This is a genomic window from Thermodesulfobacteriota bacterium (assembly GCA_040757775.1).
Lineage (GTDB): Bacteria > Desulfobacterota > UBA8473 > UBA8473 > UBA8473 > UBA8473.
The window spans coordinates 1-20,730 of sequence record JBFLWQ010000027.1 but is presented as its reverse complement, the minus strand read 5'-3'; the positions used below and the strand labels follow the sequence as shown (position 1 = coordinate 20,730).

Annotated in this window: 19 protein-coding genes; all 19 read right to left on the bottom strand. The window is 41.0% G+C overall.

Going from position 1 to position 20,730, the window contains the following annotated elements; genetic code table 11:
• Nucleotides 1-84 precede the first annotated feature (84 nt).
• A complete protein-coding gene (locus AB1401_13530; protein MEW6616471.1) occupies nt 85-2,361 on the bottom strand; it encodes a heavy metal translocating P-type ATPase in 2,277 nt (758 codons plus the stop codon).
• Nucleotides 2,362-2,393: 32 nt separating this feature from the next.
• Entirely contained in the window at nt 2,394-2,537 is a 144-nt protein-coding gene (locus AB1401_13525; protein MEW6616470.1) for a CcmD family protein, read from the bottom strand.
• Nucleotides 2,538-2,542: 5 nt separating this feature from the next.
• Nucleotides 2,543-3,256, bottom strand: coding sequence for a cytochrome c biogenesis protein CcsA (gene ccsA / locus AB1401_13520; GenBank protein ID MEW6616469.1), 714 nt, complete (start codon nt 3,254-3,256; stop codon nt 2,543-2,545).
• A complete protein-coding gene (locus tag AB1401_13515) occupies nt 3,256-3,933 on the bottom strand; it encodes a heme exporter protein CcmB (protein ID MEW6616468.1) in 678 nt (225 codons plus the stop codon). Before AB1401_13515 ends, ccsA begins: the two co-directional genes overlap by 1 nt.
• Before the next feature lie 26 nt (nt 3,934-3,959).
• Complete coding sequence (gene ccmA / locus AB1401_13510) at nt 3,960-4,673, bottom strand: heme ABC exporter ATP-binding protein CcmA (protein ID MEW6616467.1); 714 nt, start codon at nt 4,671-4,673, stop codon at nt 3,960-3,962.
• On the bottom strand, nt 4,666-5,052 hold the full coding sequence (locus AB1401_13505) for a cytochrome c maturation protein CcmE (GenBank protein MEW6616466.1): 387 nt from the start codon (nt 5,050-5,052) through the stop codon (nt 4,666-4,668). The genes ccmA and AB1401_13505 overlap by 8 nt, the downstream gene beginning before the upstream one ends.
• Before the next feature lie 5 nt (nt 5,053-5,057).
• Complete coding sequence (locus tag AB1401_13500) at nt 5,058-6,230, bottom strand: hypothetical protein (GenBank protein ID MEW6616465.1); 1,173 nt, start codon at nt 6,228-6,230, stop codon at nt 5,058-5,060.
• A gap of 31 nt (nt 6,231-6,261) precedes the next feature.
• Complete coding sequence (locus AB1401_13495; GenBank protein ID MEW6616464.1) at nt 6,262-8,280, bottom strand: heme lyase CcmF/NrfE family subunit; 2,019 nt, start codon at nt 8,278-8,280, stop codon at nt 6,262-6,264.
• 61 nt (nt 8,281-8,341) lie between these two features.
• Nucleotides 8,342-10,042 carry an ATP-binding protein gene (locus tag AB1401_13490; GenBank protein ID MEW6616463.1) on the bottom strand — a complete coding sequence of 567 codons (1,701 nt, stop codon included), beginning with the start codon at nt 10,040-10,042 and terminating at the stop codon, nt 8,342-8,344.
• Entirely contained in the window at nt 10,032-11,429 is a 1,398-nt protein-coding gene (locus AB1401_13485) for a sigma-54 dependent transcriptional regulator (GenBank protein MEW6616462.1), read from the bottom strand. Before AB1401_13485 ends, AB1401_13490 begins: the two co-directional genes overlap by 11 nt.
• Nucleotides 11,430-11,464: 35 nt before the next feature.
• Nucleotides 11,465-12,715 (bottom strand): UDP-N-acetylglucosamine 1-carboxyvinyltransferase, encoded by a 1,251-nt coding sequence (murA, locus tag AB1401_13480; protein MEW6616461.1) that lies wholly within the window; start codon nt 12,713-12,715, stop codon nt 11,465-11,467.
• Nucleotides 12,716-12,720: 5 nt separating this feature from the next.
• Nucleotides 12,721-13,605 carry a peptide chain release factor N(5)-glutamine methyltransferase gene (gene prmC / locus AB1401_13475; protein MEW6616460.1) on the bottom strand — a complete coding sequence of 295 codons (885 nt, stop codon included), beginning with the start codon at nt 13,603-13,605 and terminating at the stop codon, nt 12,721-12,723.
• Nucleotides 13,606-13,839: 234 nt separating this feature from the next.
• Nucleotides 13,840-14,904: a peptide chain release factor 1 gene (prfA, locus tag AB1401_13470; protein ID MEW6616459.1), complete on the bottom strand. Its 1,065-nt coding sequence runs from the start codon at nt 14,902-14,904 to the stop codon at nt 13,840-13,842.
• Between the two features lie 45 nt (nt 14,905-14,949).
• Nucleotides 14,950-15,150, bottom strand: a complete 201-nt coding sequence (gene rpmE / locus AB1401_13465; protein ID MEW6616458.1) for a 50S ribosomal protein L31 — start codon at nt 15,148-15,150, stop codon at nt 14,950-14,952.
• A 96-nt stretch (nt 15,151-15,246) separates the two neighbouring features.
• Complete coding sequence (gene rho / locus AB1401_13460; protein ID MEW6616457.1) at nt 15,247-16,494, bottom strand: transcription termination factor Rho; 1,248 nt, start codon at nt 16,492-16,494, stop codon at nt 15,247-15,249.
• A gap of 385 nt (nt 16,495-16,879) precedes the next feature.
• Nucleotides 16,880-17,641: a hypothetical protein gene (locus tag AB1401_13455; protein ID MEW6616456.1), complete on the bottom strand. Its 762-nt coding sequence runs from the start codon at nt 17,639-17,641 to the stop codon at nt 16,880-16,882.
• A gap of 58 nt (nt 17,642-17,699) precedes the next feature.
• Nucleotides 17,700-18,878 carry a response regulator gene (locus tag AB1401_13450; GenBank protein MEW6616455.1) on the bottom strand — a complete coding sequence of 393 codons (1,179 nt, stop codon included), beginning with the start codon at nt 18,876-18,878 and terminating at the stop codon, nt 17,700-17,702.
• A gap of 67 nt (nt 18,879-18,945) precedes the next feature.
• Nucleotides 18,946-19,911 (bottom strand): HD domain-containing phosphohydrolase, encoded by a 966-nt coding sequence (locus AB1401_13445; GenBank protein MEW6616454.1) that lies wholly within the window; start codon nt 19,909-19,911, stop codon nt 18,946-18,948.
• Between the two features lie 419 nt (nt 19,912-20,330).
• The coding region (locus AB1401_13440) for a helix-turn-helix domain-containing protein (protein ID MEW6616453.1) at nt 20,331-20,730 on the bottom strand (400 nt) is incomplete at its 5' end.

The following is a 20,730-nucleotide window of genomic DNA, read 5'->3' as shown; positions in this document are numbered from 1 at the left end:
CCCCGAATAGTCCGTTTAGAGAAGCGATAACTGTTAGTGCATATCACAATAATTACCGTTAAAATAAAATCAACGATTATAGTACTAAATTGTTGTAGCAATCGGCGACTTAAACCTCCTCAATCTCAGGGCATTTGAAACTACGGTCACAGAGGAGAGCCCCATAGCGGCGGCTGCAAAGATGGGGTTGAGTAGTATTCCGAAAAAGGGGAAAAGAACACCGGCGGCAACGGGAATCAGAATGGTGTTGTAAGCAAATGCCCAGAAAAGGTTCTGCTTGACGTTCCTTATAGTGGCTTTACTCAAGGCAATCGCTGTAACCACACCTTGCAAATCTCCACTGATAAGAGTTATATCCGCCGCTTCCATGGCAACATCTGTACCTGTGCCAATGGCAATGCCTACATCTGCCTGTGCCAAAGCAGGGGCGTCATTAATCCCGTCCCCAACCATTGCCACTTTTTTCCCTTCTTTCTGTAATTTTTTAACTTCACTGGCCTTAACTTCCGGAAGTACTTCTGCTAGCACCCTCTTTATACCTATCTGTTCGGCTATGGCGCTGGCGGTTCGTTGGTTGTCTCCTGTGATCATGATTACTTCAAGCCCCAGGTTATACAATATGGCAACAGCCTCCTTTGAATTATCCTTCAGGGTATCTGCTACCGCAATAACTCCTCCAGGGCTTCCATCAACAGCCACATACATAGGGGTCTTCCCCTGGCTGGAGAGTCCCTCTGCCTTTTTCTCTAGGTTTCCGATATCGATTTTCCTGTCTCGCATAAGCTTTATATTACCAAGCAGAACATTTTTGCCGTTTATGGCAGCCTCGATACCATAGCCTGGAATGGCATTAAAATCCGATGGTGTCTCCAGGGTTAGCTTTTGTTCTCTTGCTTTAGTAACAATTGCCTCGCCAAGAGGATGCTCCGATCCCCTTTCTGCTGATGCTGATAGCATGAGGATTGTTTCGGGATTAAAACCTTTGCTGGTCAATACATCAGTAACGGATGGCTCCCCTTTTGTCAGGGTGCCTGTTTTGTCAAGGATGATAGCGTTCAACTTATGGGCAGTTTCCAGTGCCTCTCCGCTTCTGATAAGCACACCATTCTCCGCCCCTTTACCTGTTCCTACCATGATGGATGTAGGGGTTGCCAGTCCGAGAGCGCATGGACAGGCAATGATGAGAACTGCCACAAAGTTAAGCATGGCATAGGTTAAGGCTGGATCCGGGCCAAAGAGATACCAGATGGTGAAGGTTAGTATAGCGATCCCAATGACAGCGGGCACGAAGTAACTGGCAATGATATCTGCCATACGGGCAATGGGGGGCTTTGAACCTTGAGCCTCTTCAACCATGTTTATAATCTGGGCGAGCATAGTATCTTTCCCTACCTTTTTAGCCTCGAATTGAAAGGTACCCGTTTTATTGACAGTAGCCCCTATTACTTTATCTCCAACCTTTTTCTCCACTGGGATGGACTCTCCGGTAATCATGGATTCATCTAAAGAGGAATGGCCCTCTTTGATAATACCGTCCACAGGGACCTTTTCTCCAGGCCTGACAATTACAGTGTCACCAACTTCAACCTCTTCGATAGGGATATCTATTTCTTTTCCATCCTGTAATACCCTTGCCGTTTTTGCCTGGAGTCCCACGAGTTTCTTTATAGCTTCGGAGGTCTGCCCCTTAGCCCTGGCCTCCAACAAACGGCCCAGGAGAATCAGCACAATGATGGCACCAGCAGTATCGAAGTAAACCGTAGCTATCAATCCCTTTGCGCTAAACAATTCCGGTAAAAAAATGGCTACTACACTGTATGCATACGCTGACGAGGTTCCCACAGCAACCAGGGTATTCATGTCTGTGGTTCTAAGCTTTGCAGTTTTCCACATACCTACATAAAACTGCCAGCCCACCCAGAACTGTATAGGGGTTTGAAAGAAAAGTTGGAGGATAAAGTTGGTCTGTCTGTCCCATTCCCACAATTTGCCCATGCCAAGGGGTTGCCAATAGGCAAGTAGAAGGATGGGGATCACCAGAATCACACCGACCAGGAGCTTGTTTCTTAACTTTTTGAATTCTGCTTCCCGGGCAGTCTTCTCCTTTTCGACAAGATCCTTCTCTTCCACGTCCAGTACCTTGTAACCCGAATCCGTAACGGTCCTTTTCAGTTCTCTTACAGATACTATTCCCGGGGAATATTCAACGGTGGCTTTCTCTGTGGCAAGATTTACGGTTGCTTTAACGACCCCCTTCTCGTTGTTCAGTGCCTTTTCTACTCTGGCTACACACGAGGCGCAGGTCATCCCCTGAATGGAAAGCGTTATTCTTTCCACATTGCCTACCGAACCTTCTGCCATATTTTCCTACACCCCCTTTCAAGAAAGACGGCTTAAGAACGTTCTCCCAACACCTTACTTATTTTCTCGATCTCCCTTTCCAGCGTTTTCTGCCTTCTGGAGATGCTGAAGATGTAAAGAAAGATAATTAACCACGTAATACTAAAGGCAGCAAAGAGATAAAGGGTACCAGTCATTGTAATTATCCTCCATGTTTTTCGTGCTGGAGATGAATTTTGTCTTCTATGAGGTCCCTCATCTCCCCGACCTTGTATCTCATATTCTCCAACCCGATTCTGTTTATGAGAAGCAACAAGAAAAGAAGAAGAAAAGCGACAAATGAAATTATTAATGTATGTTGCATCGGAATCGAAATATTGATACCCTTCCCTGTGATAACTAAAGGATGTATAGTCCTCCATAGCCTGATAGCCAGGAAAGTAATAGGAACATTAATGAATCCAAAAATCCCGAATACGGCAGAAAAGGTTGACCGCTGACTTTCACCTGCTACCCTTCGAAGCATGAGATAGGCAACATAAATAAACCAGAGAATCAATGTCGTCGTTAATCTTGGATCCCACGTCCACCATACGTTCCAGATGGGTTTTGCCCATATGGGGCCGGTTATCAAAACAACGGTACAGAATATTACCCCTATTTCCGCAGAAGAAGATGCTATTATATCCCACCGATGATTTCTTTTATAGAGGTAAAGAATGCTGGCTATAAAGGTCATAAAAAAGGCAAAAAAAGCTAAAAAAGCAGAAGGTACATGTAAGTAGAAAATCTTCTGCACAATGCCCATGCTTTTTTCAACAGGGGCATAAACAAATATGGCATAAAGAGCCAGAAGCATCATAAAAAAGGTGATAAGCTGAAACGTCTTAAGAAGGGTTCGATTGTTCGTCAACATTATTCCTCTAAGATAAAACCAAATGTTAAATAGGCAAGCAGAAGAAAGACCAGATCAAATGCAATCAAAATCTTTAGCCACGAATATATCTCCTGTATCGCTCCTCCTTGGAGAATTATGCCGGTTGACTTAACCAGAGCAATAATCATGGGAACGGAGATCGGAAATACGAGGATCGACAGCATAACATCCCTTGCTTTTGTCGTTGCAGACATAGCGGAAAAGATTGTACCTATAGTCGCAAAACCCAATGTCCCCAAAAAAACAATCAGCGTCAGGGGCAATAGAAACGGTACGATATTTATGTTATACAGAACGGTAAATATGGATAAAGTAAATATCTCCATAATGGCCATAAATATGAAAGGCCCTATCATTTTACCCAGATATATCCCCCATGGGCTTATCGGACAGAGTAGTAAACCATGAAGAGTCCCCTTGTCCCGTTCCACACCAAAGGACCTGCCTAATCCAGTTAAGCCTGAAAATATGAATGCTACCCAGAGAATTCCTGAGATATTTTCCCTTAAATTTTTTGATCCTGTATCGAAGGCAAAGTTAAAGATAATCAAGACCAGGAAGGAAAAGAGGCACATTGAGAGGAGCATCTCTTTGGTGCGGAGTTCAGATGTTATGTCTTTCAACACGATGGACCACACTTTTTGAAGAAAGGTCATAGAGACACCTATACAGGCAATGTCTGTTACTCTGTGAGTTTAAAATAGATATCTTTAAAATCATCCTGAATTATCTTCGATACATCTTCCTTGTAAACAAGATTTCCTGATTTTAAGATCGCTGCCTGAGTGCACAGCTCAAACCCTCTGTCCAAATCATGAGATGTCATGACGATAGTTTTCCCCTGCTCCCGAAATTTTTTCAGGATTTGTTTGAAATCCTCAACACCGTGTTGGTCAAGGCCAGTAAAGGGTTCATCCAGAAAGAGTATCAATGGGTCGTGTATAATCGCCCGGGCTACAGAAAGGCGCTGCTGCATCCCACGGGAAAAGGTCTGGACATGATCCTTCATATATTCTCTCAATCCTACCAGTCCCATAACCTCTTCAATTCTCTCTTCCAGATTTATTACCTCATACATTCTACCGTAGAATTTCAGGTTTTCACAGGCAGATAGGTTATTGTACAGAAATGTATTGTGCGAAACAACCCCGATGATTTTATGGAGAGTTTCTCTATCGTATCCGGCATCAAACCCTGCAAACCAAACACTGCCTGAGGTTGGTCGCATTAGGAAACACAGTATTTGAATTAATGTTGTCTTACCCACTCCATTTGGGCCAAACAGCGCAAGAAAATCCCCCTTTTTTAAAGAAAGGTCGATCTTCCGCAGGACTGTCTTAACCCCGAATTTCTTTACCAGCCCCCTGGTTTCAATTATGTAGTTATCTTTACTCATACTTTGATGCACACTTTGGCATGATTGTCGTTGCAATGAACAGTCCGTTATCCTTGTATATCCCCTCTACCACAACTTCCCTTCCGGGCTTAAAAGAATCAGGAACAACCCCTCTGTAATCAACGTTAAGGCTGGATTTGCTATCCTCCATTTTAAAAAGCAGCCTTAAATCCTTGGGGTCCCATTTTACAGAATTCGGGGATACGTTTCCTCCTACCCGTACTGTTTGATTCTGGATTTCTGATGATTTTGCCAATACCTCGCTTACCGTTAAATAGTAAGTCATGGTATCCCTCAAGCCAGTATAGATGAGATACCCGATTACAGACACGATAATAAATGAAATTATAATGGGTTTAAGCCTTCTTCTCTTTTCCAAAACTCTCAATTCAATTGTTTTGTTATTTCTTTTGCCTTTTTTAATAACTCAGTCCGCTTTATCTGATACCCTTCAGAATTGACTCCACCTGATTCTGACAGATCGTCCAATTCGGCTATAGCCTGCAAAACTGCCTGCTTTTGTTCATGCAGGTCTGTTAAGTTTGGCGAGGAAGTCTGTTCATCCCTTTCATACTGATGTTGCCTACTCTTTACAAATGGAATGGCAAACCCTGCTCCGAATAAGAGTACCACCAGTCCAGCAATAACCCACTTGAAAAAGTCTTTCTTCCCGGGGAGATTGTGAAATTTTATAACAACCTGAGACCCTTTAGCGAAATTCTTCCCTGAGAGGCGAGAAAAACGCCCCGCTGTATCTCCCACGGTTCCTTCGAATTCCAGTTGATCACTTTTAACCTTAATCCCTTTATCGGGAAAGAAGAAATCAATATTGTCCGTCTTAAGGGAGATACCTTTTTTAAATTGATAACCTGAGCCCCTGTAATCAACTGTATAAGAAAACAGGATTTTCTTCATGCCCGGCTTAATATCCATGGTGTCAGAAAACCCTTCTTCTGTCTTAACAACAAACCATGTCATTAAACCGTCTATATACTTAATATTGGTTGCCTCTTTTGGCAAATAAATTCGGAGCGTTTCCTTCTTTCCTGGCTTCAGTTCTTTTTGCCCAACATATACAATGTCACTTTGGTTTTCAACTACCATAAGTTCCTTTATCCAGAGAGATTCCCCTTTAATTTCCGAAAATATATGATGCATTTTGACATATATGCCTGTGTCCTTATCTGTAGTTTCGTAAACGATTAGATTAAGAATAAGAGTATTTTTGTTCTCAAAACCAACGGGCCGGCTGAAATATTCTACTTGCTTATAGTTAGTTGTAAGGAAATATACTATTTTTTTGTCAACACTTATACCATGGAATGAAAATGAACCAGCGGGGTTGGCTCTTGTGCGCCCAACTTCCGACTCTTTTCCGTCGGCAAACCTGTAAAGTATGATTTCAAGACCTTTCATACCTTTTCCACCCAATGTATTATTGATAACCCTTCCTTTGATAATGCCTGATGACGAATCTCCGGCTATCGAGATAATAGGGAACGGAAGGAGCAAAAGCATAAAGATCGATATGTACATTAAATTCCGAATTAGCCTCATTAGGATACTTTCTCCTATCTGTTCCTCTTATCTATTTCACTTTTCTTGTGGAGCGACTCATCCGTATCGCAAAAATTTCCCCTTCAATTTCTTTTTCAATATCTGCTTCGGCCAAAGCCGTTTCCCTTCTTTTTCTGCGATCCGGTAACATTACAATAGCAGCCCCACAAGCTATGACTCCTCCACCGATCCAGAGCCAGAGAACAAGAGGATTTATCATAACTTTAAAAGTTGCTCCATCTTCGTCATATCCAGCCAAGATGACGTAAAAGTCTTCCATTAAGTTTGTATGAAGTGCCACATCTGTGGTTAGCTGATCCTGGCCTTTGTATAAGCTCTTTTCAGGAGCTAAAATCCCCACTTTATAGGCCCCATTAAAAAGTGTTAGAATCGCAGCAACTGTGTGTTTATTGGCTGAAAGATAGCTGGAGAGGTCATCGTATCTCAATGTGTACCCCTTAATGTTGAAGGATTCTCCCTTTTTTAATGTTATCTGTTTTTCAATATTAAAGGCACTGCCAGTTACAGCCACAAATATCAAAATAACTCCAAGGTGAACAATATAGCCGCCGTATCTTCTTTTATTCCTTGCTACCACATTCCATAATGCCCTTGGGTACTTTTCGCCTGATGATGTGTGTCGAGCTCTGGTGCAGTTAAGAAACTCAAGGGAAATGGTAACCAGAGCAAAAATAGACAGGGTAAATGATACCAGTACATAAAGAGAACCGATTCCCAAAACATAGAGAACAGTAGCCCCTGTTATGGAGAAGATAGAAGGCAAAAGCAATTTCTTAAGGAAGTTCTTGACAGATGCTTTGCTCCATGTAATTAAGGGACATACTCCTGCGAGCAGTAATAATACTAAAGCAACAGGCGTAACAACGGTATTAAAAAAAAGGGGGCCCACCATAATCTTTACTCCACGAATTGACTCAGATATAATAGGGAAGAGTGTTCCCCATAGTATTGCAAATGCCATTCCGACAAGTAGCAGATTATTGTACAGGAAGCTGCTTTCTCTGGATAGCATTGATTTCAGCTGGTTTTTGCTTTTTAGCTCAGGCAGTCGATAGATTAGAAAATTAAAAGATACCACAGTTACAATGCCTAAAAATAACAGAAAGAGCCAGCCCAGCGATGATTGCCCGAAGGAATGGACAGAAGAAAGGACCCCGCTTCTGGTGATAAAGGTTCCAAAAATGGTCAGGAGAAATGTGAAGATGATCAATAAGATATTCCATACCTTTAGCATGCCTCGTTTTTCCTGAACCATTACCGAGTGCAGGTACGCTGTTCCAGTAAGCCAGGGTATTAACGAGGCATTTTCTACCGGATCCCATGCCCAGTAGCCACCCCATCCCAGCTCTACATAAGCCCACTGAGCACCCAACACGTTTCCCACTGTCAAGAATAACCATGAAAAGATTGTCCATTTTCTGGTAGTTCTTATCCATACGTCTCCCAGTTGTCCGGTAATGAGGGCTGCTATTGCAAACGCGAAGGGTACGGAAAATCCGACATATCCCATGAATAAAGCAGGGGGATGAAATATCATGCCCGGGTTTTGGAGCATAGGGTTTAAGCCCTGACCATCATATGGTACATGGCTGAGACTCTTAAATGGATTGGTTACAAAGACCATCAGGAGTGTGAAAAAAAGCGTAATTATCATTAACACTGAAAGAACATAGGGTAAAAGCTCCCGGTTCTTCTTTCTGTTCTGGAAAATTACTATCACGGCAAAAACAGAAAGAAGCCATGTCCAGAAGAGGAGAGAGCCTTCCTGCCCTGCATAAAATGCCGTCAATGTATAACTCATCGGGAGGCTGCGACTTGTGTATCTTGCTACGTATTCGACTTGAAAATCTCTTGTCACCAAAGCATATACCATAGCTACAGAGGCTAAAGTCAGAAATCCAAATACGGCGATGGCAGCATTCTGAGATCTGTCTATTGTCCTTTCTTTTAGGCATCTAACCCCCAAAATAGAGGTTAATGCCGAATAGCCAGCAAGTACGAATGCAATTAGCAGGGAATAAAATCCCATTTCAGTCATGGTTTGTTTAGGATTTTGATATTAGAATTTAAGGTTTATCGGCTAAATGGCCCTAAAGAGAAGCAAGCGGCAGATAAATGGTAAAAGTGGTACCTTGTCCTGGCCTACTTCTAACTACTGTTTTTCCCTTATAACTCTCTATTATCCTGTATGCAATAGCCAAACCCATTCCTGCGCCTTTTTCCTTTGTAGTGAAGAAGGGATCGAATATCTTGTCCAGGTTCTTTTTGGGTATTCCACAGCCGGTATCGGTTATAATAATCTCTAAAAGATTATCTTCTGCTTTTTGGCTGTTACTCATATATTTGGGATTTCTGACTTCTATCTTTAACTTTCCGCCCTCTGGCATTGCCTGAACGGCGTTTATAAACAGGTTCCAGAATACCTGCTTTAACTGTCTTGGGTTAGCTTCTACCATACCGTCTCTAAGCAGGTTCTTATACACCTCGATGTCTTTATTCCACTCAGGGCTGTTAACAAATTCCCCCAGTGTATCATTAATAACTTTTGCAATATCGACAACCTCTTTTCCTTCCAGGCCTGGTTTAGCAAACAGCAAGAAATCGGCGATCAGAGCGTTTAGCCTTTCTGTCTCCCTTATAGCAATCTCCATTAAGCGTTTATTTCCGTTATCCAGTTGCAATTCACCCTTCAAAACCTGAATGGAACCACTCACAGAGGCAAGGGGGTTTCTCATCTCATGGGCTATCCCCGCTGCCAAACGGCCTACAGCGGCTAATCTATCAACCATTCTAATATGTTCTTCCATTGCCCTAAGCTTAGTTAAATCCTGAAATATCAGGATATCTCCCAGCTCTTCTCCTCTGGAATCCCTTAAAGAAGAGATTGAAAAACCCAGGTGCAGAGTATCTCCATCCTCTCTTTTAAATTCGATTTCTAATCGAGAGGGAGAATGGCCAGGATTTAAGGAGTCTTTTAAGCACGGAAAGATATCTTCAACCCCTGAATTGCAAACCTGAAGAGAACTATACCCGGTAATCTCTTCAGCCGTCTTATTGAAAAAGGTAACCTTACCCTTTAAATCGGTGGTTAATAAGCCACTGTTAATACTCTGGATTATATTTCTATTCAGCGCTTCCAATTGATCAAAGTCAACCTGTTTTTTTTGTAACTCCCTTTTCGATCTTCGTGTCTGCTCTGAAAGCAAGCTGCTTAAAAATGCAACCAGGTAAAAAGCAGTAATATTTATCAATATAGAGTAAAATACGTCTGTAGTCTGATAATCTTTTGGTCCCAATACCTTACTCGAAACAGGATGGATTATCCCATAAAATTCCAGGTCTAAAAGCCCCCCGTATAGTATACTGCATAAAGAGGCAACAAAAATCCCTCCCTTTCTATATACAAGAATACTGGCTGTAATGATGGAAATACTATACATGAAAGTGAAGACACTTCCTTTTCCTCCGGTGGAATAGATTAGGAATGTAATAAGAAATATATCCAGTATAATCTGCAGGTAGGCAAAGACTGGGAGATTCTTAATCCTGTTTACTATAAAGGCATAAATGAAGGTCAAAAAGTAGACTATTACGATAACTGTATATAGATATATTAAAAAAGGGGCGAGATACGATGGGGTTTGTTTAAGCTGGATCAGTATAGTGATGCCAAGGAGAAAGGTGATAACCAATACCCTCAGGAACATCAACCAATGAAGCTTCTTCAGGAATTCTCTTTGGACATCTTCTGGTTGGGAGTCCCTGGTGTCTGAATACTGCTTAATAGTCATCTTCGCTATCCATGATCCCATGTTTTTCCAATTTATAACGGAGAGACCTCAAATTGATATTTAGCAATTCCGCCGCCTCCTTCTTAACTCCATGGGTCTTTTTAAGGGTGTCCAGCAGTATGTTCTTCTCCAGATTTCTTAAAACTGCTTCCATATCCAGCCCTTCATGGGGAACTTCTATCTTTATCTCTTTGGCGGGTTTTTCGTAACCGTTTTTGGATTCAGCAAGGGCTAAACTCTCGGGCAGGACAATGCTCGGAGTCTCTAAAGCAACACTTCTTTCTATGATTGTTTCAAGTTCTCTAACATTTCCTGGGAACTTGTAGTTTAAAAGGGATTCCATTGCATAAGAGGATATTCTTCTTATATCTTTGCCCAGTTCGTTTGAGTACTTTTCTAAAAAATAACGGGTCAGGATTGGGATATCCTCTTTTCTATCTCTTAAAGGTGGTATCCTGATCTGGATTACATTTAAACGATAAAACAGATCTTCCCTAAACTCTCCTTGAATAACCTTGTCCTCCAAATCCTTGTTTGTTGCTGAGATTATCCTGACATCTACAGAACTCTCCTCAGTTTCTCCGATTGGCTTAAAGGTTTTGTCCTGGACTACTCTCAACAGCTTAATCTGTATTGGTAAAGGAAGATCACCCACCTCATCCAGGAAAATTGTCCCTCCATCAGCTGCCTCGAACAATCCAGCTTTATTGTATAATGCCCCGGTAAAGGAGCCTTTTTTGTGACCAAATAGTTCACTTTCAAGTAAACTCTCAGGGACACCGCCGCAGTTAATAGTTAAAAGTGGGTGGTCTTTTCGAGAACTGTCATAGTGAATAGCTTTTGCTACTAATTCTTTACCTGTCCCACTCTCTCCACATATCAATACATTTGACTTGGTCTGAGAGACCTTTTGGATAAGGTTATAAACCCTCATCATTTCTTTGCTTTTACCAACCAGGTTAATACTGCCAAATTTATAACTATTATCAAATTCACCCGGAACTAACGTGTTTTCCCTATACTGCTTTTTACTTTCTAACGCATTTTTAATGATTGATTTTATCTCATCAACCTTGAACGGTTTGGTAACATAGTCATAGGCACCCTCTTTCATAGCTTCAATAGCGGTTTTCATAGTAGCATAAGCAGTAATTAAAATGATAACAGTTTCAGGAGCTATCTCTTTGATCCTATGCAGAACATCCAGACCAGTAACCTGTGGCATCTTTATGTCCGTTATCACCATGTCATATGAAAGTTCCTTGCAAAGTTCTATTGCTTCTTTGCCATTAGTGGTACAGTCAACATCATACCCCTCTTTTTTCAGCATAATCTTTAAAAATTCAAGCATACTTGGTTCATCATCAACTACCAGTATATTTGCCATTAATGAGTTCCTTAAATTTGACTTTTACGACTTCATCAATCTTTAACTCTTTTTATGTCGGCACCTAAATTCGAAAGTTTTTCTACTATACGTTCATATCCCCTGTCTATATGATAGATTCTTGATATCTCTGTTTTTCCTTCTGCGGCAAGACCGGCTAAAATGAGGGAGGCGCTTGCCCTCAGATCGGTTGCCATAACAGGGGCTCCATTTAAACCAGAAACACCCTTTACAATAGCACTGCGCCCCTCAATCCTGACATCTGCTCCCATCCTTCTAAGTTCACTAACATGCATGAATCTGTTTTCAAAGACTGTCTCAGAAATTACACTTGTCCCATTTGCAAAACACATCAATACCATCATCTGAGCCTGCATGTCCGTTGGGAACCCGGGATAGGGCAATGTCTTTATATCAACACTTCGTATTGGTTTGGTTCCAATTACTCTGACCCCATCACTCTCACAGGTTAACTTAAGTCCTGCTTCTTTAAGCTTGCTGAATACGGCATCCATGTGTTCTATATTGCAGTTATGGACTTTAATATTGCCGGCAGTTATTCCAGCAGCAATCATAAATGTCCCTGCTTCTATCCGATCCGGAATAATTGTATGATTAATAGGCTTTAATTCCTTCACCCCTTCAATGGTTATAACCTCTGTTCCTTCTCCTCTTATATTTGCTCCCATCTTCTTCAAGACATTAGCCAGCTCCACCACTTCAGGTTCACAGGCAGCATTCTCCAGGGTCGTTACACCGTCAGCTAAGGTTGCCGCCATCATTAGATTTTCTGTGCCGGTAACGGTTGGGATGTCGAAAAAGATAGGAACCCCTTTGAGACTTTTTGCTTCCGCTTCCACATAACCATGCTTAAGGTCTACCTTTGCCCCCAGGGCAGTCAATCCATTTAGATGAAGATTAATAGGCCTTGCTCCAATAGCACATCCCCCTGGCAGAGCTACCTTTGCCTTCTTTAATCTGGCGATCAGCGGACCCAGTACTAAGACTGAGGCCCGCATTGTCTTAACCAGATCATACGGAGCCTCATAATTGTTTAAACCAGCAGCATTGATCTTTATATCCTCTTCTTCTTCAACCTTTACACCCAGTCCTAGAAGCAATTTTTTTATGGTCTCTATATCCCTCAGGTTTGGAACATTTGAAAAGGTATTCCAACCCTCTGTAAGTATGGAAGCTGCAAGTATTGGAAGGGCAGCATTCTTGGCACCGCTAATCTTAACTTCACCCGCCAGTCTCTTTCCGCCGTTTATTATTATCTTTTCCAATCTATCTATCCCTTCTTTTGGGCCTTTACTACCCTTTCAATCCCTGAAAAATCCTTTACAATCGATGCTGGATTAAATTCTCCCGTTAATTCTATAAGTCTGGTTACCTTTTCTGCCTGTCCTTTCCCCAGCTCCAGCATTAGCCAGCCATCTCTGGCCAAATATCTTCCTGCTTGAGATAATATCTGTCGATAGAATCTTAGTCCTTCTTTCCCACCATTCAAGGTGATTCTCGGTTCAAAACCCCTCACTTCTGGTTGAAGATCCTTGAAATCTTCTATGGGAATATATGGAGGATTGGATATAACAAGATTAAAGGCACCAGCTCTTTCCCTTACAGGTTTAAAGAGACTGCCCTGTAAAAAAGTTATGTATTCTTCCACCCCATGGAATCTGGCATTTTCACTGGCAGTTTTTATAGCTATGTCTGATATGTCTGTTGCAACAATCGATCCTTTGCGGAGTTCTTTTGCCAGGGCAATGGCTATAGCCCCACTCCCCGTACCGAGTTCTAATATATTGATTGTTTTATCAGATGATTTATCTTGAGGAAATGTCCTGAGGGCCTCTTCTACCAAGATCTCAGTTTCCGGGCGAGGGATCAATACCCCTCTGGCAACTTTGAGATTTAAAGACCAGAACTCCTGGTACCCTGTAATATACTGTAAAGGCTCTCTTCTTATCCTTCTTTTAATAAGCTTTTTATATTCTCTTAGTTCACCTTTATGAACAGGCTTATCATAATTTAGGTACAAACTGAGCCGATTAGTTCCCAATGAGTGTGCCAATAGAACCTCAGCATCCAGTCTGGGATTTTCAATGCCGTTTTCGTTAAAATATTGAGCAGTCCAATTGAGCAGTCGCAGGACTGTCCATGTCTTATCATTCAAAAACTATATCCCTATCCTTGATGGTCTCAAAAGTTAAAACTCCCTCTCTCGACGGGAGAGAGCTTCCTGCCTGTGCGTGTCCGCACGGAAGCAGGGGGTGAGGGTGGATATACATAATGATTTCTATGCGTTAGAATCCCCTCCTCCCTTTTATTTCCTCCCGCCAATGGAGGGAAAAACGATTTTTTACGAGTTCATAATTATTTGAGGGGGAGAGAATTGGTTCAAGGGGTCTTATTGTCTGGACTTTATGGCTTCAGCTTGATAGTGGGCTGTTAAGGCATCAATAATCTCGTCAATATCCCCCTCCAGGACTTTATCTAATTTGTATAGGGTCAACCCAATTCTGTGGTCAGTAACTCTTCCTTGAGGGAAATTATAGGTTCTAATCCTTTCGCTTCGTTCTCCAGTACCCACCTGGTTTTTTCGGTTCTCAGAAATCTCTGACTTTTGCTCTTCATTCAACTTATCTATAAGTCGGGCATTGAGTACCCTTAATGCCTTTGCTTTATTCTTATGCTGTGATTTTTCATCCTGGCAGGTAACCACCAAGCCAGTTGGAAGATGGGTTATTCGAACTGCAGAATCAGTAGTATTTACACTCTGCCCTCCTGGCCCCGAAGAACGAAAGACATCGATCTTTAAATCATTTGGGTCTATCTGGGCTTCTACCTCATCAGCTTCTGGCAGGATGGCTACCGTTACGGTAGAGGTGTGAATCCTCCCTTGTGCCTCGGTAGAAGGAACTCTCTGGACACGGTGAACACCGCTTTCATATTTTAACTTACTGTATACCCCTTTTCCTTCTATAAGTGTAATTATTTCCTTGAAGCCACCCATTCCAGTAACATTTCGATCTATAATATCAATCTTCCAGTTATTCACCTCCGCATATTTACAATACATTTTAAACAAAACGGCAGCAAATAGGCTGGCTTCCTCACCTCCTGTACCGGCTCTAATCTCCAGGAATATGTTTTTGTTATCATTTGGATCTTTAGGGATGAGGAGAGTCCTCAACCGCTTTTCAAATTCAGAAAATTTTTGCTGTAATACATGTATCTCCGATTTTGCAAGTTCTCTAATCTCTTCGTCGTCCTCATCAAGTAATATCTTGTTTTCTTCTATCTGATCATTTATTTTCCTATAATTACGATATGACTCGACTATTTCAGTCAGGTCTGAATGTTCCCTGGCAATCTGTTGATACCTCTTTTGATCCCTGATTATTTCAGGACTACTCAAGAGACTATCTAATTCTAGGTATCTTATCTCAGCTGTTTCGAGTTCCTGCAACATAGCTCTGTAATTCCTATAGAAAATCTGGGCAATCTCATGTATGTTTCATTTAATACCATACTTCCTTCTAAACCTCTCCACTCGCCCAGCAGAATCTATTAGCTTTTGCTTCCCTGTGAAAAAGGGGTGGCATTTTGAGCAAATCTCTACCACTATGTCCTTTTTTGTTGACCTTGTCTCAATGGTATTCCCACAAGCACATCTGATGTTTGTTTGAGAATAATCGGGGTGAATTCCTTTTTTCATTCATCTTCCTCCAGATTATATTAAATTAACACTTTCCTTAATAGTCTTTAGGGTTTTTTAACATATTTCCAGCTATTTTACAAGAAAAATTGGGGACTACTTATTCATAGAATCTAAAAACTCCGTGTTGGTCTTGGTACCTGAAATCTTATCTGTAAGAAACTCCATTGCATCAATAGGGTTCAAAGGCTGAAGTACCTTTCTCAGTATCCATATTCTATTCAAATCTTCTTTAGAGATAAGGAGTTCCTCTTTTCTTGTGCCAGAGCGATTGATATCCATGGCAGGGAATATCCTTCTATCACTCAACTTTCTGTCCAGATGTATCTCCATATTGCCTGTACCCTTGAATTCTTCGAATATAACTTCATCCATTCTGCTGCCAGTATCAATCAAAGCTGTAGCAATAATGGTAAGACTTCCTCCATCCTCGATGTTTCTTGCCGCCCCAAAGAACCTCTTTGGACGATGGAGGGCACTGGAATCTACTCCTCCGGAAAGGACTTTTCCACTTGGTGGAACTACAGCATTATATGCCCTTGCCAACCTGGTAATGCTATCAAGGAGAATAACAACATCCCCCTTATGCTCCACAAGCCTTTTTGCCTTCTCAATAATCATCTCGGCAACCTGTACGTGTCTCTGAGCCGGTTCGTCAAAAGTGGAACTAACCACCTCCCCATCCACTGAGCGCTGCATATCCGTAACCTCTTCCGGACGCTCATCTATTAAAAGGACTATCAGGATTATCTCTTTGTGATTGGTTGTAATAGCATTGGCTATGCTCTGAAGAAGCATCGTCTTACCGGCTCTAGGGGGTGAAACAATCAATCCCCTCTGTCCTTTTCCTATAGGGGTCAACAAGTCCATTATCCTTGTGGAAAGATTTTGAGGATTGGTTTCCAACTTAATTTTACCCTGGGGATAAAGGGGTACCAGATTGTCGAAAAGAATCTTTTCCCTGGATGCTTCAGGGTCTTCAAAATTAACAGATTCTACCTTAAGAAGGGCAAAGTATCTCTCGCTGTCCTTTGGTGGTCTTATTTGTCCTGAGACTGTGTCACCAGTCAAAAGATTGAATCTTCTAATCTGGGAAGGTGAAACATATATATCATCTGGCCCAGGCAAATAGCTATAGTCAGGAGCCCTTAAGAAGCCGAAGCCATCGGGCAGGGTTTCAAGCACCCCTTCTCCGTATATCAACCCATTTTTTTCAGTCTCAGCTTGAAGTATGGCGAAGATCAACTCTTGCCTGCTAAGGAAATTAGCCCCTTCAATATGTAGTTGTTTTGCTAGTTTCGTCAATTCACTGATCTTTTTTTCTTTCAGGTCTCTTAAATTCAGGCCCACTCTGCTCCCCCTCTTGAAATTTATGCTGCTCAGAAAATATTTATTAATGCCTTTAATACCAGATTAATTTCCCCGGCGGGTTAATCTACTCCCAAAACCCTTGATTTAAATTAACTAAACCCTAGCGGATATAACTCATATTAGTATGGTATGTACTTTTCATGGAATATGCAGTATTATCTTTAGAGGGGTTAGCTCCACAAAAGGCGAGTTTATGGGTCGCTAGTAAGACCTCAAATGTAATAGCTGCTTTTTTGGAAAACTTCATAGGAAGGTATACAAAGTTTTAACTACACATTAAATTATAGTAAAGCAAAAGTATTGTCAAGTAATTTTTGCGGAAGGGTCTGAAAAACTGTTCCTTTAGAAAAGACATCCTTTAGAGGGTAAGAATATCTCCCTGGACAATCTCTGCTGGAATAACAACCTCTTTTTTCAATCTTTTTCCTGTTTGTGGAGGGGGCTTTATTGTGAACTGACGTTTAACCATAGGCGCCATTACACCGGCATAATCGCTATTATCATAGATAAAATCTCTTATCTTTTTGAATTCTTCTCCTTTAAATATATCTTTACTTAGTTCAACAATACTCTTTATGGCACTGTTCTTCAGTTTACAATAGAGAACAAGGGGGTTGTCCAATTCTAAAGAGTCTTTTAGCAGGATCTCCGGGTCTAACTGTGAAACAACCCTCTCTACTACCTGGATTAAACGGGTTATCTTATCCTGGGATATGAGGGGATTTATTTCTGCCTGAATTTGTTTTCTAATGCTCTCACCATCTACCACTGATTTATTTGTTACTTCAATACATCCTTTGACCATCTCATATTTCAGCGGAGACTCAATTTTATCTCTCCACCTTTTTATTACAAAATCTTCTCTGCCATTAGTTGCCTCAAAATAACTGGTTTTTAAAGGTTCGGAATAGGGGCGATCGCTGATAAAAGAGGCATTGTTTACCTTCAGCTCTTCTACTTTGTGACGTTTGTGCTTCGTTATGAATGGCTCTCTATCATTCTTTACCAGTTCAATAAAGCAATCCCTTTCCTTATCATAATGGTATTCAACCGAGAAGTCATGTTCTGTCATCTTGATAATTTCATTACATTCTGTACATCTAAGTAGCCTACCTTCCATATAAAACACCCTCTTTCTGAGCCTGAGGCTCCGGCTCTTCTTACTATGTTCTCTCACTTTATTCGAGACAAGCCTTATTATCCGAGTTTATAGGCAGAATAATCTTAAAGCTTGTACCCTTATCTAATTTACTCTTTACCTCGATACGCCCCTGATGTTTCTCTACAAAAGTTTTAACAATAGACAGCCCAAGTCCTTTACCTTTTTCCCCTTCTTTTGTTGTAAAAAAAGGAGAAAATATCTTTTCCAAATTTTCCTCTTTTATTCCACATCCTGTATCAGAAATAGTTACCTCAATAGAGTGTCCATCTGAGCTAAGGTCTGTTTCAACGATTAATTCCTTATTTGTTGTCTTCTCTACAGCATGAGAAGCATTTATGATTATGTTTATAAAAACCTGCTCTAATTGAAATTTATTTCCTTTAATTAAAGGCAAAGCATCCCGATAAAACCTGCGAACATGGAACCTTTTAGTCTCCCCAAAATCCTTCAACAAATTAAGAGAATAATCCAGGATTTTCTGTACATTTATCATATCTTCCTTGCGTTCTGGTGGTCTCCCATATTTCATCAATTCTTGGGTAATATGGTCTATTTTTCCAGCCTCTGTAAAAATGCTCTCAAAATATTTATTGAAGACATCTCCTCTTTTTGTTTTCATCAAACCGTGTTGTGCCATTCCGTATATAATCTGGAGATGGTTGTTAATCTCATGGGCAATCTTAGGGGTTAATTTGCCTAAAACTGTTAACTTTTCAGTGTATAGGAGCTGCATCTCCAATTGTGTATCCCCCATTTTTATAACCCCTTGCATTTCCTCCTTTGAGATATTTAACGTTTGAGTCAGCATACGGCTCAGGATATTAATTTTGTATCTTTTAACCCCCTTTTTTACAGCCCCCTCGACTTGAGGTATATTGAAAGGCTTATTGATGTAGTCTAAGGCACCATATTTCAAGGCTTCTACCGCTGTATTCAGGCTTCCATAACCTGTAATTATAATTACCTCAATATCAGGGTTATAACCTTTTATCTCCTTTAAGACTTCTATACCAGGAATCCCCGGCATCTTTAGATCTAATGTCACCAAATTTACAGGCTTTTGTTTTATAAATTCCAATGCCTCCTCTCCGTTTTCAGCAGTATATACATTAGAAATGGGCTTTAAGATCATCTTCAGAGATTCCCGGGGGCCCAACTCATCATCCACTATTAAAATGTTTGCTTCATCCTGCATATAAATCCTTCTGCAGCAGAGTTATGAATTAACTAAAACGTCTTGCAGGTAATTGCGCCTTCATATCTCACTCAAACTTAAACCCCTTCTCGTTAAAAAGCTTCAAACAAGCATCTACTATTGGAGGATAATAAAGGACCCCTCTATTCCGCGAGATTTCCTCTAATGCCGTGTCTATACCCAGAGCTGGTCGGTAAGGCCGGTTACATGCCATAGCCTCGACAACATCAGCTACAGCTAATATTCTTGCTTCAAGGATAATGTCTTCGCCCAAAAGCCCTGAAGGATATCCAGAACCGTCTATTCTCTCGTGATGTTGAAGCACGATTTTGGCAATCGGCCATGGAAATTCTATTGTATCCAATATGTTGTACCCTGTTTGAGGATGAGCTTTAATCAGATTGGATTCGATTTCTGTCAACCAGCCAGGCTTACTTAGAATCTCGAAAGGTATATATATCTTGCCGATATCATGAATAATCCCTGCCATTCGGATCCCATTAATCTGCTCTGTTGGAAGACCCATCTCCTGAGCTATGGCACAGGCAAGATTGACAACCTGCTGTTGGTGGCCAGCAGTATAAGGATCCTTTGTTTCAACTGCCAAAGCCATAGCATGGATGGTTTGCTCCATGGCTTTTCGCAACATTGCAGATATATTGGTTTTGTTCTTTTCAATCCCCTTTCTTACGACCCTCTCTATTTGAGGTACATCAAAGGGTTTATCGATATAATCTAAGGCACCATATCTCAAGGCTTCTACCGCTGTATTTAAGCCTCCATAACCTGTAAGGACAATTACCTCAATGTCAGGGTTATAGTCTTTTATCCCCTTTAATACTTCTATACCAGGAATCCCCGGCATCTTGAGATCCAATGTTACTAAATTTACAGTCTCCTGTCTTATGAATCTCAATGCCTCTTCCCCATTTTCAACAGTGTGTACATTAAAGATAGGCTTCAAAATCATCCTTAAAGATTCCCGGGGGCCCAACTCATCATCCACTATCAAAACGCTTGCTTCCTCTTCCAAATCAAATCCTCCGTATAACGCTTCGCAAACAGTTCTGTATTCTCAATACCAGAGCACATCTCCATCATGGTATGGCACAGCAGCTCTTTCTTGGTCTTGGATCTTTGTCTGATTGCAGCGTCGTTCAGATGCGATAACGTCAGCCAGAACCGATACTACAGGGAACTAGGTAGCATAGAATGTGCCAAAGCCCCATTAAATAAGCAAAAAAGCCACTTATGTTGTGTAAGTGGCTTAAAAATAAAACATAATTATTGGTGTAATTTAATATTTGGGAATAGGGGAAATTGATGCAGACAGGCTAATAATTAACATTTTTGTACAACTTTTCGTGGCAATGGAAAGAAACTAGTTAATTTTAGAAGGGATTTCTCCTTTCTCAATATTGTACATTTTTGAACAATATACGATTGAATAGATCAGCCTGCTGTACCCTCAATACCCAATTTATCCATTTTGTACTTTAAAATTCTCCTGCTTATACCCAAAATTTCAGCAGCTCTGCTTTGAACATAATTTGTCTTTTCCAATGCATTTAAGATAATATCCCTTTCGAATTCTGCTTCTGCCTTTTCAAACGATATGTTTCCTTCCAGTACGGCATCCCTTATTGAGTTTAATCTAGCACTGCCTCTGATATTCAACGGCAAATCCTCTGGGAGCACCCTGCTGTTCTTGGATAAAAGTGTAACCCGCGCAATAATGTTCTCCAGTTCCCGAATATTACCGGGCCAGTTATACTCTATAAGTAAATCCAATGCTTCACTGGATATACTTTTTGCCTCGGCATCTTTTTCTTTCATAATTCTATTTAAAAAA